General features: G+C 68.9%; 23 protein-coding genes. 9 read left to right on the plus strand and 14 right to left on the minus strand.

Going from position 1 to position 19,397, the window contains the following annotated elements; genetic code table 11:
- The first annotated feature begins 140 nt into the window (after window positions 1-140).
- Entirely contained in the window at window positions 141-1,073 is a 933-nt protein-coding gene (locus tag ACKVMH_RS01385; RefSeq protein ID WP_215218081.1) for a 5'-nucleotidase, read from the plus strand.
- Window positions 1,074-1,084: 11 nt separating this feature from the next.
- Here ACKVMH_RS01385 and ACKVMH_RS01390 read toward each other — a convergent pair whose 3' ends face one another.
- Genes ACKVMH_RS01390 through ACKVMH_RS01435 form a run of 10 tightly spaced genes read right to left on the minus strand, consistent with a single transcriptional unit; the run spans window position 1,085 to window position 10,745 of the window.
- Window positions 1,085-1,633, minus strand: coding sequence for a DUF2939 domain-containing protein (locus tag ACKVMH_RS01390; protein WP_412698966.1), 549 nt, complete (start codon window positions 1,631-1,633; stop codon window positions 1,085-1,087).
- Window positions 1,634-2,320, minus strand: a complete 687-nt coding sequence (locus ACKVMH_RS01395; protein WP_412698967.1) for a DUF2461 domain-containing protein — start codon at window positions 2,318-2,320, stop codon at window positions 1,634-1,636. It lies immediately after the preceding gene.
- Between the two features lie 45 nt (window positions 2,321-2,365).
- The gene (sbcB, locus tag ACKVMH_RS01400; protein ID WP_412698968.1) at window positions 2,366-3,808 is read right to left on the minus strand and encodes an exodeoxyribonuclease I; all 1,443 of its coding nucleotides are present in this window, start codon (window positions 3,806-3,808) and stop codon (window positions 2,366-2,368) included.
- Window positions 3,809-3,857: 49 nt separating this feature from the next.
- Window positions 3,858-5,246, minus strand: coding sequence for an FAD-dependent oxidoreductase (locus ACKVMH_RS01405; RefSeq protein WP_412698969.1), 1,389 nt, complete (start codon window positions 5,244-5,246; stop codon window positions 3,858-3,860).
- A gap of 36 nt (window positions 5,247-5,282) precedes the next feature.
- The gene (kynU, locus tag ACKVMH_RS01410) at window positions 5,283-6,560 is read right to left on the minus strand and encodes a kynureninase (protein ID WP_412698970.1); all 1,278 of its coding nucleotides are present in this window, start codon (window positions 6,558-6,560) and stop codon (window positions 5,283-5,285) included.
- 30 nt (window positions 6,561-6,590) lie between these two features.
- Window positions 6,591-7,616, minus strand: coding sequence for an amidohydrolase family protein (locus ACKVMH_RS01415; protein WP_412698971.1), 1,026 nt, complete (start codon window positions 7,614-7,616; stop codon window positions 6,591-6,593).
- Window positions 7,617-7,660: 44 nt separating this feature from the next.
- Window positions 7,661-8,212 (minus strand): 3-hydroxyanthranilate 3,4-dioxygenase, encoded by a 552-nt coding sequence (locus ACKVMH_RS01420; RefSeq protein WP_412698972.1) that lies wholly within the window; start codon window positions 8,210-8,212, stop codon window positions 7,661-7,663.
- Between the two features lie 12 nt (window positions 8,213-8,224).
- Window positions 8,225-8,650 (minus strand): RidA family protein, encoded by a 426-nt coding sequence (locus tag ACKVMH_RS01425; protein ID WP_215218073.1) that lies wholly within the window; start codon window positions 8,648-8,650, stop codon window positions 8,225-8,227.
- A 1-nt stretch (window position 8,651) separates the two neighbouring features.
- Window positions 8,652-9,314: a carbonate dehydratase gene (gene can / locus ACKVMH_RS01430; RefSeq protein ID WP_215218072.1), complete on the minus strand. Its 663-nt coding sequence runs from the start codon at window positions 9,312-9,314 to the stop codon at window positions 8,652-8,654.
- A gap of 6 nt (window positions 9,315-9,320) precedes the next feature.
- Entirely contained in the window at window positions 9,321-10,745 is a 1,425-nt protein-coding gene (locus tag ACKVMH_RS01435) for an aldehyde dehydrogenase (protein WP_412698973.1), read from the minus strand.
- A 195-nt stretch (window positions 10,746-10,940) separates the two neighbouring features.
- Between ACKVMH_RS01435 and ACKVMH_RS01440 the strand changes: the two genes are divergently transcribed.
- From ACKVMH_RS01440 to ACKVMH_RS01450, 3 genes are read left to right on the plus strand one after another with little or no spacing between them, the layout of a single operon-like run.
- Window positions 10,941-11,462: an RNA polymerase sigma factor gene (locus tag ACKVMH_RS01440; RefSeq protein ID WP_412699015.1), complete on the plus strand. Its 522-nt coding sequence runs from the start codon at window positions 10,941-10,943 to the stop codon at window positions 11,460-11,462.
- Complete coding sequence (locus ACKVMH_RS01445) at window positions 11,459-11,986, plus strand: hypothetical protein (RefSeq protein ID WP_412698974.1); 528 nt, start codon at window positions 11,459-11,461, stop codon at window positions 11,984-11,986. The genes ACKVMH_RS01440 and ACKVMH_RS01445 overlap by 4 nt, the downstream gene beginning before the upstream one ends.
- A gap of 13 nt (window positions 11,987-11,999) precedes the next feature.
- Entirely contained in the window at window positions 12,000-12,923 is a 924-nt protein-coding gene (locus ACKVMH_RS01450) for a DUF4097 family beta strand repeat-containing protein (protein WP_412698975.1), read from the plus strand.
- Window positions 12,924-12,950: 27 nt separating this feature from the next.
- Here ACKVMH_RS01450 and ACKVMH_RS01455 read toward each other — a convergent pair whose 3' ends face one another.
- From ACKVMH_RS01455 to asnS, 4 genes are read right to left on the minus strand one after another with little or no spacing between them, the layout of a single operon-like run.
- Complete coding sequence (locus ACKVMH_RS01455) at window positions 12,951-13,736, minus strand: SDR family oxidoreductase (protein ID WP_215218068.1); 786 nt, start codon at window positions 13,734-13,736, stop codon at window positions 12,951-12,953.
- 37 nt (window positions 13,737-13,773) lie between these two features.
- A complete protein-coding gene (locus tag ACKVMH_RS01460; protein ID WP_412698976.1) occupies window positions 13,774-14,091 on the minus strand; it encodes a hypothetical protein in 318 nt (105 codons plus the stop codon).
- A complete protein-coding gene (locus ACKVMH_RS01465; protein ID WP_412698977.1) occupies window positions 14,088-14,393 on the minus strand; it encodes a hypothetical protein in 306 nt (101 codons plus the stop codon). The genes ACKVMH_RS01460 and ACKVMH_RS01465 overlap by 4 nt, the downstream gene beginning before the upstream one ends.
- Before the next feature lie 12 nt (window positions 14,394-14,405).
- Entirely contained in the window at window positions 14,406-15,806 is a 1,401-nt protein-coding gene (gene asnS / locus ACKVMH_RS01470) for an asparagine--tRNA ligase (RefSeq protein ID WP_215218065.1), read from the minus strand.
- A 169-nt stretch (window positions 15,807-15,975) separates the two neighbouring features.
- Here asnS and ACKVMH_RS01475 point away from each other — a divergent pair, with 169 nt between their 5' ends.
- The 5 genes from ACKVMH_RS01475 to ACKVMH_RS01495 all read left to right on the plus strand — a co-directional run bounded on the left by ACKVMH_RS01475 (window position 15,976) and on the right by ACKVMH_RS01495 (window position 19,381).
- Window positions 15,976-16,314 carry a HesB/IscA family protein gene (locus ACKVMH_RS01475; protein ID WP_412698978.1) on the plus strand — a complete coding sequence of 113 codons (339 nt, stop codon included), beginning with the start codon at window positions 15,976-15,978 and terminating at the stop codon, window positions 16,312-16,314.
- 174 nt (window positions 16,315-16,488) lie between these two features.
- Window positions 16,489-16,950, plus strand: coding sequence for a 30S ribosomal protein S6 (gene rpsF / locus ACKVMH_RS01480; protein ID WP_215218063.1), 462 nt, complete (start codon window positions 16,489-16,491; stop codon window positions 16,948-16,950).
- 23 nt (window positions 16,951-16,973) lie between these two features.
- On the plus strand, window positions 16,974-17,204 hold the full coding sequence (gene rpsR, locus ACKVMH_RS01485) for a 30S ribosomal protein S18 (protein ID WP_031372470.1): 231 nt from the start codon (window positions 16,974-16,976) through the stop codon (window positions 17,202-17,204).
- A 71-nt stretch (window positions 17,205-17,275) separates the two neighbouring features.
- Window positions 17,276-17,728, plus strand: coding sequence for a 50S ribosomal protein L9 (rplI, locus tag ACKVMH_RS01490; protein WP_215218062.1), 453 nt, complete (start codon window positions 17,276-17,278; stop codon window positions 17,726-17,728).
- 231 nt (window positions 17,729-17,959) lie between these two features.
- Entirely contained in the window at window positions 17,960-19,381 is a 1,422-nt protein-coding gene (locus ACKVMH_RS01495) for a replicative DNA helicase (protein ID WP_215218061.1), read from the plus strand.
- Window positions 19,382-19,397 lie beyond the last annotated feature (16 nt).

Consider the following 19,397-nt stretch of genomic DNA (forward strand, 5'->3'; position numbering starts at 1 on the left):
CGGGCCCCCGCGCACCCCATCCCCACCAACCCCCAGGTAACGTCCCCACAAGCACCGCGTATCCATCCCATCACCCGAAATAGCACACCACGCCAGAACCGTTCTCATCCCACGAGACCGCGATCCTGCAGAATGGCTCCATGCCCGACGCACAAGCCGATCCGCTGATTGTCGCGATCTCTTCGCGCACCCTGTTCGACCTCGAGGACAGCCACACGCTGTTCGAGCGTGAGGGCCTCGATGCCTACGCCGCGTTCCAGCGCAGCCACGAGGACGACCTGCTTGAACCGGGCGTGGCCTTCCCGCTGGTGCGCAAACTGCTGGGCCTCAACGACGGGTCCCCGCCGGATGCGCCGCGGGTCGAGGTGATCCTGATCTCGCGCAACTCGGCCGACACCGGGCTGCGCATCTTCAATTCCATCGCCCACCACGGCCTCTCGATCCGGCGTGCCGCGTTCAGTAATGGCGCTCCGCCCTTTCCTTACATCCGCCCGTTTGGTGCCGACCTGTTCCTGTCGACCCATGCAGAGGACGTACGCAGCGCGCTGGCAGCGGGGGTCGCGGCGGCCACGCTGCTGCCGGCCAAGGCGCCGCAGCACCGTCATGACCAATTGCGGATCGCGTTCGATGGTGACGCCGTCATTTTCGACGACGAGGGCGAGCGGGTATCGCGCGAGGGTGGGCTGGAGGCCTTTGCCGAGCACGAGCGCACGCGCGCAGGTGAGCCACTTTCTGGTGGGCCGTTCCGCGGGTTCCTCGATGCACTACACCGGCTGCAGGCGGCATTCCCGATCGGCGAGGCGTCGCCGATCCGTACCGCGCTGGTCACCGCACGGTCGGTGCCTGCACACGAGCGGGTGATCCGGACGCTGCGCGAATGGGGCATCCGGCTGGACGAGGCGCTGTTCCTCGGTGGCCGGCCGAAAGGCCCGTTCCTGGACGCGTTCGGGGCCGACATCTTCTTCGACGACTCCGAGCACAACATCGAGTCGGCCCGTGGGCTGGTGACCGCCGGCCACGTCCCGCACGGCATCGCCAATCCCGTCCTGCCGGTGGGCAAGCCGACCGGCTGACGCCGGGGTGATCAGTCGACCGCGCTGATCGGCAGCCGGATGTCGGTGAGCTTCCACTGCAGGCCGTCGCGCGTCAGCACGAACGTGACCGGCTCGCCGTTGCCGTCCTCGACGGTGGCGGTAAAGCGCGACAGGGAATCGAATCCGTAATCGGGTTCGCGCAACGGATCACCCGGCGATGCGTGCTCATAGGTGTTGCCGGTGACGCCACCGCCACTGGCGCGGTGCCACACCGCGCGCCCCTGCAGTAGCGCGCCGATGCCGGCTGGCGTGACCATGGTGTCGACCGCGCCACCCGCCAGTCCACTGGCGATGCGCACCGCGACGGCGCCGAACAGGCTCGCCTGGGCATCGGGGCCGGCACGGCGCACCACGTAGTCGTCGACCTGCGCCTTGAGGTTGGCACGCAACACCGGGAAGTCCACGTGGCGCGCCAGCGCGCCGGTGTCCTGGGCCTGCACGGCGTCGCGGATGCCGTTGTAGGCCAGGAACGGGCCGGCAACGACGTAGGCGAGCAGCAACGCGAGGGCGAGGACGGGGAGGGCGAGCCACTTCTTCATTCAGAACTCCAGGTCCAGCGACGCACACAGGTAGTCGACAAACGGGGCGAGCGTTTCGAGGTCGCTCCGCAGCGTTGCCAACAGGCGGGGGCCGGTCATCGTGTCGTCGCCCAGCGGACGCAACGCGGCGAAGTTCTTGCGCCGCAGGTCGTCGGCAAACTCGAAATCGGACGGGAACCCCGCCGGCATGCGTACCAGCATCTCGCTGTCGTCGTGGCGGAACCGCCGGCGCAGACGGGTGCCGTGGGCCGCGGCTTTCCAGCCGGCCGGATTGTCCACGATGAAATGCCGGACCCGGCGCACGGTAGGCGTTTCCGGGTGCCACAGGCCGGCGCCGACGAAACATTCGCCCGGCTGCAGGTGGATGTAGAACGATGGCGCGGCGACCTGCCGGCGCCGCTCGTGGAAAACCCGCGCGCCCTGCCAGCCTTTGTACGGCGATTTGTCGTTGGCGAAGCGCGTGTCGCGCTGGATGCGGAACATCGACCCGCCCACTGTCCGCGGGTCGGACCGGTAGTGTGGGCTGATGCCGGCAATGATGGGTTGCAGGTCGGTCAGCAACTGCTGGAACGGTGCCCGGACCTGGGCCTCGTAGTCGGCCTTGTGCGCGTGGAACCAGGTCCGGTTGTTGTTGCGCGCCAGCGCCCGCAGGAACCGGAACGACCTGTCGCTGAAGTACGTGGACATGGCGCCTATCCTAGCCGTGGATGCCTGACGTTGAACTGTCGTGGATCAAGCCAGGCTGCGCTCGATGTCGCCGCGCCACGCCTCGATCTCGTCCAGCAGGGCCAGGCTTGCGGGATTGCCGGCGTGGAGGGTCCGGAGTTCGGCCAGCTCGGCGTCGAACCGCGCAAAACCGTACTCGGCGCCGGCAGCGTCATCGCGCAGGCGCCTGCGGCGGTAGTCGTTCCACCGCGCACGCTCGGTGGGGGACAGGGTCTCCGGCCAGTTGCGGGCGCGGTACCGGAACAGCAGTTCGTGCAGGCGGGCGTCGCGGAACCCAAAGTTCGCCCCGCCCAGCGCTTCGGGCGCGGTCGCGCGTACCTGCGGGAGCAGGCGCTTGTCGGCGCTGTCGATGAAGCCGTCGTACAGGCTCCCGTCCGGATCGCCGGGGGTGTGTTCGCGATTGCGCGCGAACACCTGGCGGACCTTTTCGGCCAGGTCCGGGCCGGCGTCGCGGATCGTTGCGGCGCGGCTTTCGGCCAACGCCGCGTCGATGCCCAGCCTGGCGAAATCAGCCGGGCGCAGGTGGTTCCAGGCCGACAAAGCCGGGCTCCGGTTGAGGTGGATCTCCTTCAGGCCAATGCGCTCGACGCCCTCGGGCAGGTCTGTGCTGCGCACGTACAGCCGTGCGGCGATTGCTTCGGCATCCAGCGCCAGCAACGGGCCGGGGTCCTGGCCCAGGTCGAACGCGACCACCCGATTGTCGATGTGCGGGTGGCGGGCAATCGGCACCATCGGCGCCGCGCACAGACGACTGGCCGGGAACCGCTGCGAGATGTGCAGCACCGGGGTCATCGCCACGGTGTCGAGCAGGCTCGCGGCGAACCGCTTGTCGCGCAGGCGCAGCGCGTAGTCCCATAGCCGCGGCTGGGCAGCCTTGAGCTTGCGCGCCAGGCCGATCAGGGCGCGCACATCCGACAGCGCCTCGTGGGCATCACCCTCGCGGACGCAGTTGGCCTCGGCCAGGTGCTCGAGCCGGAACGACGTCGCGCCGTCCTCGCGTGTGGGCCAGGCCAGACCTTCGGGGCGCAGGGCGTGCGCGAAGCGGAGCACATCCAGCAGGTCCCAGCGCGAGTTGCCGCCGCGCCATTCGCGCTCGTAGACGTCGAAGAAGTTGCGGAACAGCCCGTGCCGGACGAACTCGTCGTCGAACCGCAGCGAGTTGTAGCCGAGGCTGCAGGTCTCCGGCCGCGACATCTCCTCGCAGATCAGCGCGAACGCATGGGCCTCGGCCATGCCCTCGCTCAGGGCGTGTTGCGGCGTGATGCCAGTGATCAGGGTCGCGGTGGGCGAAGGCAGCAGGTCGTCGGCCGGGCGCACGAAGATGCTGATCGGCTCTTCGACCTGGTTGAGGTCGGTGTCGGTGCGGATTGCCGCGAACTGGGCGACCCGGCTGCCGCGCGGGTCGGCGCCGAAGGTCTCGAGGTCGTAGAACAGGAAGCTGGCGGGCATGGGCGGGTTCGGTTGGGCTACGGCAGGGCGCGCGCGGGCGTGCCCGGCATCATGCGGGCCGGTCGTCCCCGGGCAACGGCGCCAGGCGCGCGCGCACGGCCGCGTCCACTGAATCCCAGTCCAGCGTATCCAGGCGCTGGTGGCCGCGGGTCAGCTCCACCAGCAGCTCGCGCTGGATGTTGCCGCGCTCCAGCGCCACCGCGTACGGAATGTGCCGGAACGTGACCATCGCGTAGCGGGGCACGAAGCGGTCGGGATGGCGCTCGGCCAGCAAACGTTCGAGTGCGCGCTGGATCAGGTAATCATCGTCGTCGACCCGGTCGCGCATCTCCAGGTAGTTCTCCAGCGCCATGTGCTGGATCGCGCGGGCGTTGGGCAAGCGCTCGGCCTGGAACGCGGCGAATGCGGTGGCGCGGTCGGCGGTCCGGTCCAAGTGTTCGGCCAGCGCGACGCAGTCCTCGAACGCGCAGTTCATGCCCTGGCCGTGGAACGGCACCATGGCATGCGCGGCGTCGCCGACCAGCACGGCGCGCCCGTCCAAGTGCCAACGATCCAGGTACAGCGTGCCGAGCACGCCCGTCGGGTTGCCGTCAAAATCCTGCTCCAGCCGCGGGATCAGCGCCGAAGCGTCGGGGAACTCGCGGTCGAACAGCGCACGCGCGTCGGCGCCGGTGCGGATGGTGTCGAAGCCCGGCACGCCGGTCTCGGGGTCGGCCGCGTTGGGCAGGAACAGGGTGACGGTGAACGTCTGCTCGTCATTGGGCAGCGCAATGCACATGTAGCGGCCGCGGGGCCAGATGTGCAGTGCGTTGGGCTCGATCAGGAAGTCGCCGCCGGGCGATGGCGGAATCTCGAGTTCCTTGTAGGAGTGGTCGAGGAAGTCGCTGCGCTCGCGCAGGTCGGTCTCCGCCGCCATGGCCTGGCGCAGCGAGGAACCGGCACCGTCGGCACCAATCAGGGTGCGGAACGGGATCGCGCGCGACTGGCCGTCCCGGCCACCGTAATGGGCGATCCGGTTGTCGAAGTCGACGGACTGCAGGCCGAGGTCGAAGTGGAGCCTGGCGCCGGCGCGCTCGGCGATGTCGAGCAGGATCCGGTTGAGTTCGCCGCGGTGGACCGACCAGATCACTTCGCTGTCGTCGCGACCGTAGCGCTGCAGGTCGGTGCGGCCGTCGGCGAAGTGCACCATGCGTCCCCGCATCATCACCGCCTGCGCCATCACCGCTTCGTCGGCCGCGGCCTGGCGCAGCGCATTGCGGCCGCGCTCGGCAAGCGCGAGGTTGATCGACCGGCCGCGCTCGAGGTCGCGCTTGCGCGGATCGTCGCGCTTCTCGTAGACCTCGACGTCCCAGCCGCGGCGGGCGAGCAGGGTGGCGAGCACGGCACCGGCCAGGCCGGCGCCGATGATGGTGAGGTGCCTGTCGTTCGGTGGGTTCAACGGAGCGGACCTCTTCCCGGATCGGTGGTCATGGGGCTAGCGCCCGGCATCGCGCCAGGCTTCGACGGCATGGGCGAAGCGGAACACGTCCTCGAAGGTGTTGTACAGCGGTGCCGGCGAGATGCGGATCACGTCCGGCTCGCGCCAGTCGCCCAGCACGCCGTGCGCGGCGAGGTGGTCGAACAGTGCGCGGCCCTGCTCACGACCGCCGCGCACGCGGATCGACAACTGGCAGCCGCGCTGTGCCGGGTCGCGCGGAGTCACCACCTCAAGCGTGTCGGCCAGGCGTTCGTCGATCAACTGCTGCAAATAGCCGGTCAGCCGCAGCGATTTCTGGCGCAGGGCAGGCATGCCAACCGCGTCGAACTGGTCAAGCGAGGCGCGCAGCGGCGCAAGGCCCAGGATCGGCGGGTTGCTGAGCTGCCAGCCATCGGCGCCCTCGGACGGCACGAAGTCGGGGCCCATGCGGAAACGACTGGCCGGCTCGTGGCCCCACCAGCCGGCGAACCGCTGCACGCCACTATGCGCATGGCGCTCGTGGACGAAACAGCCGGCGACCGCCCCCGGCCCGCTGTTGAGGTACTTGTAGTGGCACCAGACCGCGAAGTCGGCGCCGTCGTCATGCAACGACAACTCGATGTTGCCGACCGCGTGGGCGAGGTCCAGGCCGCAGCGGGCGCCCTGGGCATGCGCGAGCCGGGTGACTTCGCGCAGGTCGAACGACTGGCCGGTGCGGTACTGGACGCCCGGCCACAGTACCAGCGCGAGCCGGTGGCCGTGCGTTTCGATGGCGGCTGTGATCGCCTCCATCGAGAACAGACCACCGGGCAGGTCGGGCTCCAGTTCGATCAGGTCGGTGGCCGGGTCGAAACCGTGGAAGGCGATCTGCGAAGCCACCGCGTACCGGTCCGACGGGAACGCACCGGCCTCGATCAGGATCGCCGGCCGCTCGGCGGTCGGGCGGTAGAAGCTGACCATCATCAGGTGCAGGTTGGCGGTCAGCGAATTCATCGCGACCACTTCCAGCGGCTTCGCCCCGACCAGCCGGGCGAGTGGCTCGCGCATCAGCCCGTGGTAGCTCAGCCACTGCGAGTGCCCGCGGAAATGACCCTCCACCGCCTCCATCGACCACTTGTCCAGCACGTCCTCCACCTGGGCGCGGGTGCCGCGCGGCTGCAGCCCGAGCGAGTTGCCGACGAAATAGGCCTGGTCGGCGTCATCGTGCCGGGGCACGTGGAACTCGGCGCGGCGCGTGGGCAACGGGTCGGTCGCATCGAGCGAGCGGGCGTGGTCGAGCGAGTACGGATTGGTCACTTCGGATGGGGTCCTTTGCGGGGCGGGGTGTCAGGCGAAGCGGGACGGCGGCAGGCCGAGCCACTCCAGCGCGGTGCCGTGGAACAGCCGCGCTTGCTGGCCGGCATCCAGTTCCAGCGCATCGATGCCGGCGCCGGGCGCCTGCTCGCCCAGCGGGAACGGATAGTCGGTGCCCAGCATCACCCGGTCCACGCCACAGGTGTCGAGCAGATAGCGCAACGCGGCACGGTCGGCCACCCAGGAGTCGAAGTAGAGCCGCTGCAGGTACTCGCGCGGGTTGCGCGGGTTGTCGGTGGCGACCAGGTCCGGGCGCATGTTGAAGCCGTGCTCGATGCGGCCGATGGTGTACGGGAACGAGCCGCCGCCATGGGCCAGGCAGATCTTGAGCTTCGGCAGCCGCTCCAGCACCCCGCCGAAGACCAGCGAGCAGGCCGCGCGCGATTGCTCGGCCGGCATCCCGACCAGCCACGGCAGCCAGTACTTGGGCATGGTGTCGGTGCCCATCATGTCCCACGGGTGGACCAGGATGGCCGCGCCGAGTTCGCTGGCGGCCTCGAAAAACCCGAACAGCTCCGGCGCGTCGAGGTTCCAGTTGCCACCGTCGGCCAGGCCGACGTGGCTGCCGATCTGCACGCCCTGCAGGCCCAGCTGGTCCATGCAGCGCTCCAGTTCCTGGGTCGCCAGCCGCGGCGACTGCAGCGGCACGGTGCCGATGCCGGCGTAATGCCGCGGGTAGTCGCGGCAGGTCTGCGCCATGTGGTCGTTGAGCGCCTGGTGCAGCTCCAGCGCGTGGTGCGGCCGGGCCCAGTAACAGAACATTACCGGCACCGTGCTCAGTACCTGGACCTGAACGCCGTAGCGGGCGTAGTCGTCGATGCGCTCCTGCGGGTCCCAGGTCTTGGACCAGATCTCGCGGAAGAACTTGCCGTCCTTGTAGATGCGGTGCCGGCCATCCTCGGTGTGGTGGATCACCGGGAAGCGGTTCTCGCCGTACTTGCGCGCCAGGTCGGGCCAGTCGCGTGGCAGGTAATGGGCGTGGGTATCGATCTTGAGCATCGTCACATCATGCCGGAGCGTCGGGTGGGCGGGCCAGCAGGGCGCTAGGTGATGTCGGCCTGCGAGTCGGCGTCCAGCTCGTAGCGCGACGGCCGTGGGTTGAGGGTGCCGCAGTGGGCGCAGGTGCGCAGGGCCTCGTCGCGGTAGAAGTTCTCGAACACCCGGAAGAAGTCCTGCTCGATGTCGACCAGGTGGAAGGTTTCCTCGTAGAGCTTGTGGTTGCAGTTAATGCAGAACCACATCAGCGCATCGTCCTCGTGCGCCAGGCGTTTGCGCTCGATCACGAGCCCGACCGACCCGGGCATCCGCTGCGGGCTGTGCGGCACCCGCGGCGGGAGGTAGAACATCTCGCCGGCGCGGATGCGCACGTCGCGCGGTATGCCGTCCTCCTGGATGCGCAGGACCATCTCGCCTTCCAGCTGGTGGAAGAACTCCGGGCCTTCCTCCCAGTGGTAATCGGTTCGGGCGTTGGGGCCACCGACGATCATCACGATGTAGTCGTCGTCGACGATGCACTTGTTGCCGACCGGCGGCTTGAGCAGGTCACGGTGTTCCTCGATCCACGCCTGCAGGTCAATCGGGGCGGGCAGCGGCATGGCAGTTCTCCGTCAGGCAGGCAGGGCGGCGACGCACTTGAGCTCGATGGCGATCGGCGTCGGCAGTGCGTCGATACCCAGGGTGGTGCGGCACGGGGCGGCGTCGATGTCGGGGAAATACTGCGCCCACACCGCGTTGTAGCCGGCGAAGTCGCCCGCCATGTCGGTGAGGTAGACGGTGACGTCCACCAGGTCCTCCCAGCGCGCGCCGCTGGCCTCGAGCACTGCGCGCACGTTCGCGAACACGGCATGGGCCTGGGCACCTATGTCGTGGGCGACCAGCCGGCCCTCGGCGTCATGCACGTTGCCGGCGATGGCGTTGGTGGCGGGGTCACGCGGGCCGATGCCGGACAGGAACAGCAGGTTGCCGACCCGCCGGGCGTGCGGATACGCGCCGACCGGCCGTGGCGCCGCGCTGGCGCGGATGCCGCCGGACATGTCAGCGGTCCTCCTTGTCCACGCGGATCCGGGCGAGGGCGTCGGCGTACTTCCCGGGCAACCGCTCGGACGCGTTGACGTCGATGCCCAGGTCGTGGACCCGGCCGTCGCGCAGGGTGTAGACCCAGCCGTGCACGGCCAGCGACTGCCCGCGCGTCCAGGCATCGCGCACGACGGTGGTGTGGCAGACGTTGACCACCTGCTCGAGCACGTTGAGCTCGCACAGGCGGTCGTGCCGCAGCTCGTCGTCGTTGAAGTTGCACAGCGCGTCGCTGTGCTGCTCGGCAACGTCGGCGACATGCCGGATCCAGTTGTCCGACAGCCCAAGGCGGCGCCCGTGCAGCGCGGCGTGCACGCCACCACAGCCGTAGTGGCCCACCACCAGGATGTGCTTGACCTTCAGCACGTCGACCGCGAACTGGATCACCGACAGGCAGTTGAGGTCGGTGTGCACGACGACGTTGGCGATGTTGCGGTGGACGAACACCTCGCCCGGTGCGCGGTCGATGATCTGGTTGGCCGGCACGCGTGAATCGCTGCAGCCGATCCAGAGGTACTCGGGTGCCTGCTGGCGCGACAGCCGTTCGAAGAAGCCGGGATCCTCGGCGCTGACCCGGTCGGCCCATTCGCGGTTATGGCGAAGAAGTTCGGAAAGTGAAGGCATCGTGTCTCAGTCCAGTCGTAGGCCGACGTTCTTGGCGTCGGTGAAGAATCGCATCGCTTCGGCGCCGCCTTCGCGGCCAAGCCCCGATGTGCCGGTGCCGCCGAACGGCGTGCGCAGGTCGCGCTGCAGCCAGGTGTTGATCCAGACCATGCCGGCGCGCAGGTCGCGGGCCAGCCGGTGGGCGCGGTTGAGGTCGCGGGTCCAGACCGAGGCGGCCAGCCCGTAGTCGCCGGCATTGGCGAGCGCGAGCGCCTCGTCGTCATCGTCGAACGGCTGCAGCGTCACGACCGGCCCGAAGATCTCCTCGCGGTTGCTGGCACAGTCCGGCCCGAGCCCCTCGATGACGGTGGGAGCGACAAACCAGCCCGGCCGGTCGACCACGGTGCCGCCGCACAGCACGCGTCCGCCCTCGTCGCGTGCGCGCGCGATCGCGGTGATCACCTTGTCGAAATGCGCCTGCGAGACCAGTGGGCCGAGCTGCGTGTCCTCGTCGATCGGGTCGCCGATGCGCAGGGCGGTCGCGCGTTCGACCAGCGCCTCGCGGAACTCGACCTGGATGCGGCGTTCCACCAGCATCCGTGAGCCGCACAGGCAAATCTGCCCGGAGTTCTGGAATGCCGACCGCACGAGGGTGTCCAGATGATCGCGCCAGTCGCTGTCCGCGAATACCAGGGTCGGGTTCTTGCCGCCCAGCTCGAGCGAGACCTTCTTCAGCAGCGGCGCCGCCAGACCGGCGATGCGGCGTCCGACCGGGGTACTGCCGGTGAACGACACCGCCTTGACCGCAGGATGCAGTACCAGCGGTTCGCCGACCTCGGGCCCGAGGCCGTGGACGATGTTGAGCACGCCGGGCGGGAAGCCAATCCCGGCCGCCAGCTGCGCCAGCATCGTCGCCGTCACCGGGGTGATCTCCGACGGCTTGGCCACCACGGTGTTGCCGGCCGCAAGCGCCGGCGCGATCTTCCAGGTCAGCAGGTAGAGCGGCAGGTTCCAGGGCGAGATGGTCGCCACCACGCCCAACGGGGGGCGCAGGGTGTAGTTGAGGCCGGCCTCCCCGTGGTGGGACTCGCTGGCGAACTGGGTCGCGGCATGGGCGAAAAAGCGCAGGTTGCTGATGGCACGCGGGATCTCGACTTCGCGCGCAAGCTTGATGGGCTTGCCGCCATCCCGCGATTCGGCTTGGGCGAACGCCTCCAACCGCGACTCCAGCGCATCGGCCAGTTTTTCGAGCCAACGGGCGCGGGCGCTGTTTGGCAGGGCGGACCATGTCGGGAAAGCCGCACGTGCTGCCTCCACAGCCGCATCGACATCGGTGGCGTCGCCCTGGGCGACCTCGGCGAACGGCCGGGTGCTGGCCGGATCGAAAACCGGTTGCGAGCGGCCATTGGCCGTCTCGCGTGCTTTGCCGTCGATCCAGTGGGTCAGGCGCATCGGGGAAGCTTAGCGCGCACCCCGGCATCCGTCTTTTGCATGCGCTACCGCACGGAGTTAAACCATCCGCCGCCCCGGCTCATCCGAGTGACTATGCTGACCGCCGTGATCGACCTCCCGAGCCACAACGATGCGAAGCCCCGGGCAGACGCCGGGCAGCGCGCCGATGACGCGGGCGCGGTCGATGACGACCGGCTGCTGGTCGCGGCTGCTGCCAAAGGCGGGGTCGCGGCCTTCGAGACGCTGTACCGGCGCCATGCCGGTCGCGTGCATGGCGTCATCGTGCGACTGGTCGGTGGCCGTGGCGCACGCGCCGACGATCTGACCCAGGAAGCCTTCGTGCGCGCGTGGCAGGCGTTGCCGGAGTTCCGGTACGAGGCGGCGTTCTCCACCTGGCTCCACCGGTTGGCGGTCAACACCGCGCTGATGGAACTGCGCAGGCGCCGCTCGCGCCCGCAGGACGACGGCGACGATGACGCCTTCGAGCTGCTGGGTGCGACCGACTCGGCCGGCCACACCACCGCGCTGTCGATGGACCTGGAGCGCGCCGTGGCGAGCCTGCCTCCGCGAGCCAGGGCGGTGCTGGTGCTGTACGACGTGGAAGGCTGGAAACACGAAGAGATCGCGACCGAGCTGGGCATGGCGGTAGGCAGTTCCAAGGCGCAGTTGCACCGCGCGCGCAGCCTGTTGCGCGAGCGGCTGGGAGCACATGCATGAACGATGACAACAACAACCTGCGCGACGACGCGACGGGCGACCCGCTGCGCTGGCAGTTGCGGGCGCTACGCCGCGACCAGGCGCCCGACCGCGATCTGTGGCCGGGCATCGAAGCCGCATTGGCGCGCCCGCTGGCCGCGCCCCGTCGCAACCGTTTCGTCCTTCCGGTGGCACTGGCGGCAAGCCTGCTCGCGGTGGTCGGGGTTGTAGGCTGGTGGCAGGCCGGCGAGCCGGTCTCCGTCCAGGTCGCCCGTCCGGACGCCACGGTGCCGGTCACCCTGGTCGAGCGCGAAGTTGCCGGCATGACGCGGCAGTACGACGCCGCGCTCATGGAACTCGGCACCGCCCGGGTCGCGCCAGACAGCGACCACGCCTACAGCGCCGCCCTGGACGAGCTGGACCGCAGCGCCGGTCTCATCCTCGACGCGCTGGCCCACGACCCCGACTCGCGACTGCTCCTGCAGCAGCTGCGCCGCACCTATACCCAGCGGCTTGCGCTCGCGCAGCGCGCCGCCCTCAGTTGACCGGAGCCCCGCCATGAATACTGTCCGCCACCGAATCCTCGCCCCGTCCATCGCCTTCGCCCTGCTGGCGGCGGCAACCGCTGCCTGGGCTGATACGCCGATCGACGAGACCCGTGCGCTCGACCCCGACGGCCGGATCGAGATCGACAACCTCAAGGGCCGCATCGACGTCGAGGCCTGGGACCGCGCCGAGGTGCGGATCACCGGTTCGCTCGGCGAGGGCGTCGAGAAGCTCGAGATCGACGGCGACAACCGCAGCCTCAGCGTGCGGGTGAAATACCCGCGGCGCGGCGGGCTCGGTTTCCTGTCGGGCGACAACACCGGCCCGACCCGGCTGCACGTGATGGTGCCGCTGCGCGCCGACCTGGAGATCGACTCGGTGGCGGCGGACATCGATGTGGTGGGCGTCGCCCCGGCCGAGGTGTCCATCGACAGCGTCAGCGGCAACGTGGTGCTGGTCGGCGCGCCGCGCGAGTTGTCGGTCGAAACCGTCGGCGGCGACCTGCGGGTGACGTCCAACAGCCGTGATGTGGACATCGCCAGCGTCAGCGGCGACATCCGGCTGGGCGGACGGCTCGACGGCAAGGTGGACCTGGAGACGGTCTCCGGCGACGCCGTGATCGAGGTGCACGAGTCGCTGGTGCGATCGGTGTCGGCGACCTCGGTGTCGGGCGACCTCGAGTTGCGCGCGGCCCTCGCCGCCGGCGGTGAGATCTCGATGGAAAGCGTCAGCGGCGATGTCGACCTGCGCCTGCCGGCCAACCTGTCGGCGGAAGTACGCGGCGAAAGTTTCAGCGGCGACCTGGTCGCCCCCGACGCGCGTATCGAGCGGCCGCGCCACGGCCCCGGTGCCAGTTTCCGCCACCGCTACGGCAGTGGCGACGGCGAGATCTCGGTCGAGACCTTCTCCGGCGACGCCCGCCTGCGGCTGGACTGACCGCCGGCGCCTGCCGGCGCGCGCGGGCTAGAGCGAGCGTGTGCGGCCGCCGTCCACCGGAAGGTTGACGCCGGTGATATAGGCCGCGGCCGGGGAGCACAGGAAGGCGACCGCGTTGGCGGTCTCCTCCGGCCGGGCGAAGCGGCCCAGCGGGATGTCGGCGACCATCGAAGCAAAGACGTCCTCGCGGCTGCGTCCGGTGCGCTCCGCGCTGGTGGTGATGATCTGCTCGATTCGCGGCGTCTCGGTTGAGCCCGGCAGCACGTTGTTGACGGTGATGCCGCGCGGCGCCAGCTCGGTGGCCAGTGTCTTGGCCCAGCTGGCGACCGCCCAGCGGGTGGTGTTGGACACGCCCAGCCCGCGGATTGGTTCCTTCACCGAGGTCGAGATGACGTTGACGATGCGGCCGTAGCCGTCGCGCTCCATGCCCGGAACCACCGCCTCGGCGAGCACGTGGTTGGCCAGCAGGTGCTGGCGGTAGGCGGCCTCGAACGCGGCCGGGTCGGTGCCGCGGATGGTGCCCGGGGCGGGGCCACCGCTGTTGTTGACCAGGATGTGGACGGGCTTGCCGGCCACCAGGGCTTCGACCCGGGCACGCAATTCCTCGGTATGACTGGCGTCGGCCGCAATCCACCCGTGTGCCTGGGCGCGCTGGCGGGGGAGTGCGGCGACGACGTCGCGCAGGACCTCCTCGCGCCGTGCCAGGACGGTGACATCGGCACCCAGGCCGGCGAGTGCCTTCGCGGTGGCCAGGCCGATGCCCTGGCTGGCGCCGCAGACCAGCGCGTGCCGGCCGGTGAGGTTCAGGTCCATCGTCGGTCTCCTCGGTTCCCGGAAGCGCCGGGTCGGGTCAGTGGCGGACGGGCAGCTTGCGCAGCATCCGCGCGGGCAATTCCTCGTCGCTGCCGGCCGGGGGCTCGAGCTCCGACAGGGTGAATCCACGGGCGGCCGCGTCGTCCTCGTCCATGCCGTCGAAGGCGCTGAACTCGGCGTCCATCAGCGCGGCGCGCGCGCTGTCCTCGCTGTCGTAGGACAGGGTGGCGCCATCGCTGTCGAACACCTCGGCGGTGCCGGCCTCGCGTACCCGCAGGCGGGCCCAGACCACGGTCCGGCCGATCGTCGCCAACCACCATTCCTCGCGGGTCGCCCGCGGCGTCTCGTCAGTCATGCGGCCACCAGTGAAAGCAGGTAGAGGGTCCCGGCCCCGACCAGGCCGGTGATGATCGTGGAAAGGGCGATCCGCGCCGGCGTGGCGAGGCCGTCCAGGTTGCGGTCCCCGGCCGATCGATAGCCACCGCGCAGCAACCAGGCCCATGCCGACGGCCGCGCGAACGCGTTGGCGCCCAGCTCGGCCAGCAGCGTCGGGTGGCGGTCGCGCACATGGACCAGCATCAACGGCCAGAAGATCACGAACGCGGTGGCCCCGGCGATGGCCAGGGCGAGGAAGAGCAGGGCGAAGAACAGGATCACCGTCGCCGCCTGTCAGTAGTCGGCCGTGCCGGGCGCACGCGGGTAGGGGATCGCGTCGCGGATGTTCGACAGGCCGCAGACATAGACAACCAGCCGCTCGAAGCCCAGCCCGAAGCCCGAGTGCGGAACCGAGCCGTAACGGCGGAAGTCGCGATACCACTGGTAGTGGCCGGGGTCGAGGCCGAACTGCGCCATGCGCGCGTCGAGCACGTCCAGGCGCTCCTCGCGCTGCGAGCCGCCGATGATCTCGCCGATGCCCGGGGCCAGCACGTCCATCGCCGCGACCGTCCTGCCGTCGTCGTTGAGGCGCATGTAGAAGGCCTTGATGTGCTCGGGGTAGTTGCTGACCACCACTGGGCGACCCACGTGCTGCTCGGTCAACCAGCGCTCGTGCTCGGTCTGCAGGTCCAGGCCCCACTCTACCGGGAAGTCGAACTTCTGGCCGGAGGCCTGCAGCAGCTTGATCGCATCGGTGTAGTCGATCTGCTCGAACGGTGCGTTGATGAACGCCTCCAGCCGGGCGACCGCGTCCTTCTGCACGCGCTCGGCGATGAACGCCATGTCGTCGGCGCGCTCGTCCAGCACCGCGCGGAACAGGTACTTGAGGAAGTCCTCGGCGACGCGCGCGTTCTCCTTCAGGTCGGCGAAGGCGATCTCCGGCTCCACCATCCAGAACTCGGCCAGGTGGCGGGTGGTGTTGGAATTCTCGGCGCGGAAGGTCGGGCCGAAGGTGTACACCTTGCTCAGCGCAAGGCAGTAGGCCTCGACGTTGAGCTGGCCGGACACGGTCAGGAAGGTCTCCTTGCCGAAGAAGTCACGGCTGAAGTCGACCTCGCCGCTGGCGTTGCGGGGCAGGTTGGCCAGGTCCAGGGTCGAGACCCGGAACATCTGTCCGGCACCCTCCGCGTCGGAGGTGGTCACGATCGGCGTGCTGATCCAGAAGTAGCCGTTCTCGTGGAAGAACCGGTGCACCGCCTTGGAGAGGCAGTCGCGGATGCGGGTGACCGCGCCGAACAGGTTGGTCCGCGGGCGCAGGTGGGCGACTTCGCGCAGGAACTCCAGCGAATGCGCCTTGGGCTGGATCGGGTAGGTCTCGGGGTCGTCGACCCAGCCGACCACCTCCACGCGGCTGGCCTGGATCTCGAAACCCTGGCCCTTGCCCTGCGAAGCGACCAGCTCGCCCGTGGCGATCACCGAGCAGCCGGCCGTGAGGTGCTTCACCTCCGACTCGTAGTTCGACAGCGTGGCCGGCGCGACCACCTGGATGGGTGCGAAGCAGGAGCCGTCGCTGACGTTGACGAAGCTCAGGCCGGCCTTGGAATCGCGCCGGGTGCGCACCCAGCCGCGGACGGTGACTTCGCCGCCTACCGGCAGCCGGCCTTCAAGGGCGTGTTGCACACTTGTCGTGGTCATGCAGTTTCTCGTTCCAGGGGGTCGCCGCCAGCCGGGCTTGAAACGCCGCGGCGCGGGCCGATATCAAGCGACGAAGTCTACCGGAGCGGTTCATCCCACGCCGCCGTTACCGCCGCCGCACCGCTATAATCGGCCCGGCCACACGCAGTTGCAGCACTACGGAGTATTCATGTCCATCAGCCTGACGCCCGCCGCCCTTGCCCGCGTGCAGCGCTACCTCGCCGAAACCCCCGACGCGATCGGCCTGAGGTTCGGCGTGAGCAAGACCGGTTGTTCCGGTTGGCAGCACACCGCCGACCTGGCCAGGGAAGAGCGGGCCGGCGACACCGTGTTCGAGCAGGACGGCGTGCGCATCTACGTCGATCCGATCAGCCTGGCGCAGGTCGACGGAACCCAGATCGATCTGGTCAAGCAGCGCCTGGGCGAGCAGTTCCTGTTCCGCAACCCCAACGCCAGTGCCGAATGCGGCTGCGGCGAAAGCTTCACGACCGACGCCGACGTCGCCTGAGCGGTTTGTAGAGGCGCTCGATCCGCGCGTCCCGCCACTGGTTGCGCGCCCCATAAGCTGCCATAATGCCCGGCTTCCTCCGGTTTTCCGGGGGAACCTTGCCCCACCTGCACGCGAATCCCGCCGGCAGGGGGGCTGTCCGGCCTAGGGGCCGATATCCACAAGGAAAACACCATGCGTCATTACGAAGTCGTGTTCTTGGTCCACCCGGACCAGAGCGAGCAGGTGCCGGCCATGATCGAGCGCTACAAGGGCTTGATCGAGGGCGGCGAGGGCAAGATCCACCGTCTCGAGGACTGGGGCCGCCGCCAGCTGGCGTACCCGATCGAGAACCTGGTCAAGGCCCACTACGTGCTGCTCAACATCGAGTGCAGCCAGGCCGTGCTGAACGAGCTGGTCGACGGTTTCCGCTTCAACGACGCGGTGCTGCGCCACCTGGTCATGAAGCGCGACGCCGCCGACACCGAGCAGTCGCTGATCATGAAGTTCAAGGACGAGAAGGGCGACAAGCCCGAGCGCGGCGAGCGTCGCCGCCGTGACGACGACAGCAACGAAGGCGAGGGCGGCAAGTCCGACGCCGGTTCGGAAGAGAAGTCCGACGACGCCAAGTCCGACGATTCCAACGAAGCCGCCTGATCACGCCCCCCAGGAGCACGCACATGTCCAAGTTCTTCCGCCGCCGCAAGTTCTGCAAGTTCACCGCCGAGGGTGTCAAGGAGATCGACTACAAGGATCTCAACACCCTGCGCCAGTACCTCACCGAGACCGGCAAGATCGTGCCGTCGCGCGTGACCGGTACCAAGTCGAAGTACCAGCGCCAGCTGGCAACGGCCGTCAAGCGCGCCCGTTTCCTCGCGTTGATCCCGTACACCGACAACCACAACGCCTGATCGACCTCCCGGTCATTCGGACAGCACTGTTGCGGGGCCACGCGCCCCGCTAACGAATACGGAGCACCACCATGCAACTGATCCTCCTGCAGAACGTGCAGAACCTCGGCAAGCTCGGCGACAAGGTCGACGTCAAGCCGGGTTACGGCCGCAACTTCCTGGTCCCGCAGGGCAAGGCCACGCCGGCGACCGAGGCCAACCTGGCCGAGTTCGAGACGCGCCGCGCCGAGTACGAAGCCAAGGCCAAGGCCATGCACGACGACGCCGAGGCCCGCCAGGCCAAGCTCGCCGACGTGTCGGTGACGATCCGCGCGAATGCCGCCGCCGAAGGCAAGCTCTACGGTTCGGTCTCGACCCGCGACATCGCCGAGGCGCTGACCAAGGCCGGCTACCCGGTCGAGAAGTCCGAAGTGATCATGGGTGAGGGCGCCATCCGCCGCACCGGCGAGTACGACGTCGTGATCCACCTGCACGCCGACATCGAAGCCACCGTCAAGGTGGTGGTCGAGGGCGAAGTGGCCTGATCGCCACCGCAAACGGATCCATCCGGGGGGCGCCGAAAGGCGCCCTTCGTTTTTTTGGGCGCCGCGGCGCGTCGCATATCCTGCGACAGCACCGTGGGACAAGTGGCTCGGCCGACTGTCCACCCGATATCCACAGACTTATCCGTACCCGGCCGTCGCGTTCGGCCCTAGGATGCGCGCTCGGCCCGCGCTCCGGTCTGCGACGGCCTTTCCAGGAACGACAGCATCGACATGAGCGCACGACCCGGCTTCCGCGGCGAATTCCGCGACTCCCGCTTCGAGACCCGGGCCGAGCAACGCGTCGACCAGCTCCGCATCCCGCCGCAATCGGTCGAGGCCGAGCAGGCGGTGCTGGGCGGGTTGATGCTCGCGCCGGAAGCCTACGACACCGTCGCCGACAGCCTGGCCGAGCGCGACTTCTACCGCCGCGACCACCAGCTGATCTTCCGCGCGATCCGCGAGCTGGCGGAAAAGAACAAGCCCTTCGATGCGGTCACCCTCGGTGAGTGGTTCGAATCGATCGGCGAGGCCGAGCAGGTCGCCGGCGGCGCCTACCTGATCGAGCTGGCCAGCACCACGCCGTCGGCCGCCAACATCAAGGCGTATGCCGAGATCGTCCGCGACAAGGCGATCCTGCGGCAGCTGATCGAGGTCGGCACCAACATCGTCAATGACGGTTTCCAGCCCGACGGGCGGGAGAGCAGCGAGATCCTGTCGACCGCCGAGCAGCAGGTGTTCGCGATCGCCGAGGCCGGCGCCAAGGGGCGTACCGACTTCACCGCGATCAACACCGCGCTGTCGGAAGCCTTCGACGTCCTGCAGACGCGTTATGCCAACGGCGGCAGTGTCACCGGCCTGCCGACCGGCTACACCGAGTTCGACGAGATGACGGCCGGCCTGCAGCCCACCGACCTGCTGATCCTTGCGGCGCGCCCGGCGATGGGCAAGACCACGCTGGCGCTGAACATCGCCGAGTACGCCGCGATCAAGAGCAAGAAGGCGGTCGCGGTGTTCTCGATGGAAATGTCGGCCAGCCAGCTCGCGCTGCGCCTGATCTCCTCCAACGGCCGCGTCAACGCCCAGCGCCTGCGCAGCGGCCAGCTGGAGGACGAGGACTGGAGCCGCGTGACCAGCGCGATCCGGATGCTCAAGGAAGCCAAAATCTTCATCGACGACACCCCCGGCCTGTCGCCGGACGCGCTGCGGGCCAAGGCCCGCCGGCTCAAGCGCGAGCACGACCTCGGGCTGGTCGTGATCGACTACCTGCAGCTGATGGCAGTGCCGGGCAACAACGAGAACCGCGCGACCGAGATCTCCGAGATCTCGCGCTCGCTCAAGCACCTGGCCAAGGAACTCAACGTGCCGGTGATCGCGCTGTCGCAGCTCAACCGCTCGCTGGAAACGCGCGCCGACAAGCGTCCGGTGATGGCGGACCTGCGCGAGTCCGGCGCAATCGAGCAGGACGCCGACGTGATCGTCTTCATCTACCGCGACGACTACTACAACAAGGAAAACTCGCCCGATAAGGGCCTGGCCGAAGTCATCATCGGCAAGCAACGTAACGGCCCGACCGGCTCGATCAAGCTGAAGTTCTTCGGCGAATACACCCGTTTCGACAACCTGTCGCACGATTCGGTCGGCAGCTTCGAGTAACCCCACCGTACCCGGC

Origin of the sequence: Lysobacter zhanggongensis (assembly GCF_046638635.1) — a bacterium.
GTDB classification, from domain to species: Bacteria; Pseudomonadota; Gammaproteobacteria; order Xanthomonadales; family Xanthomonadaceae; genus Novilysobacter; species Novilysobacter luteus.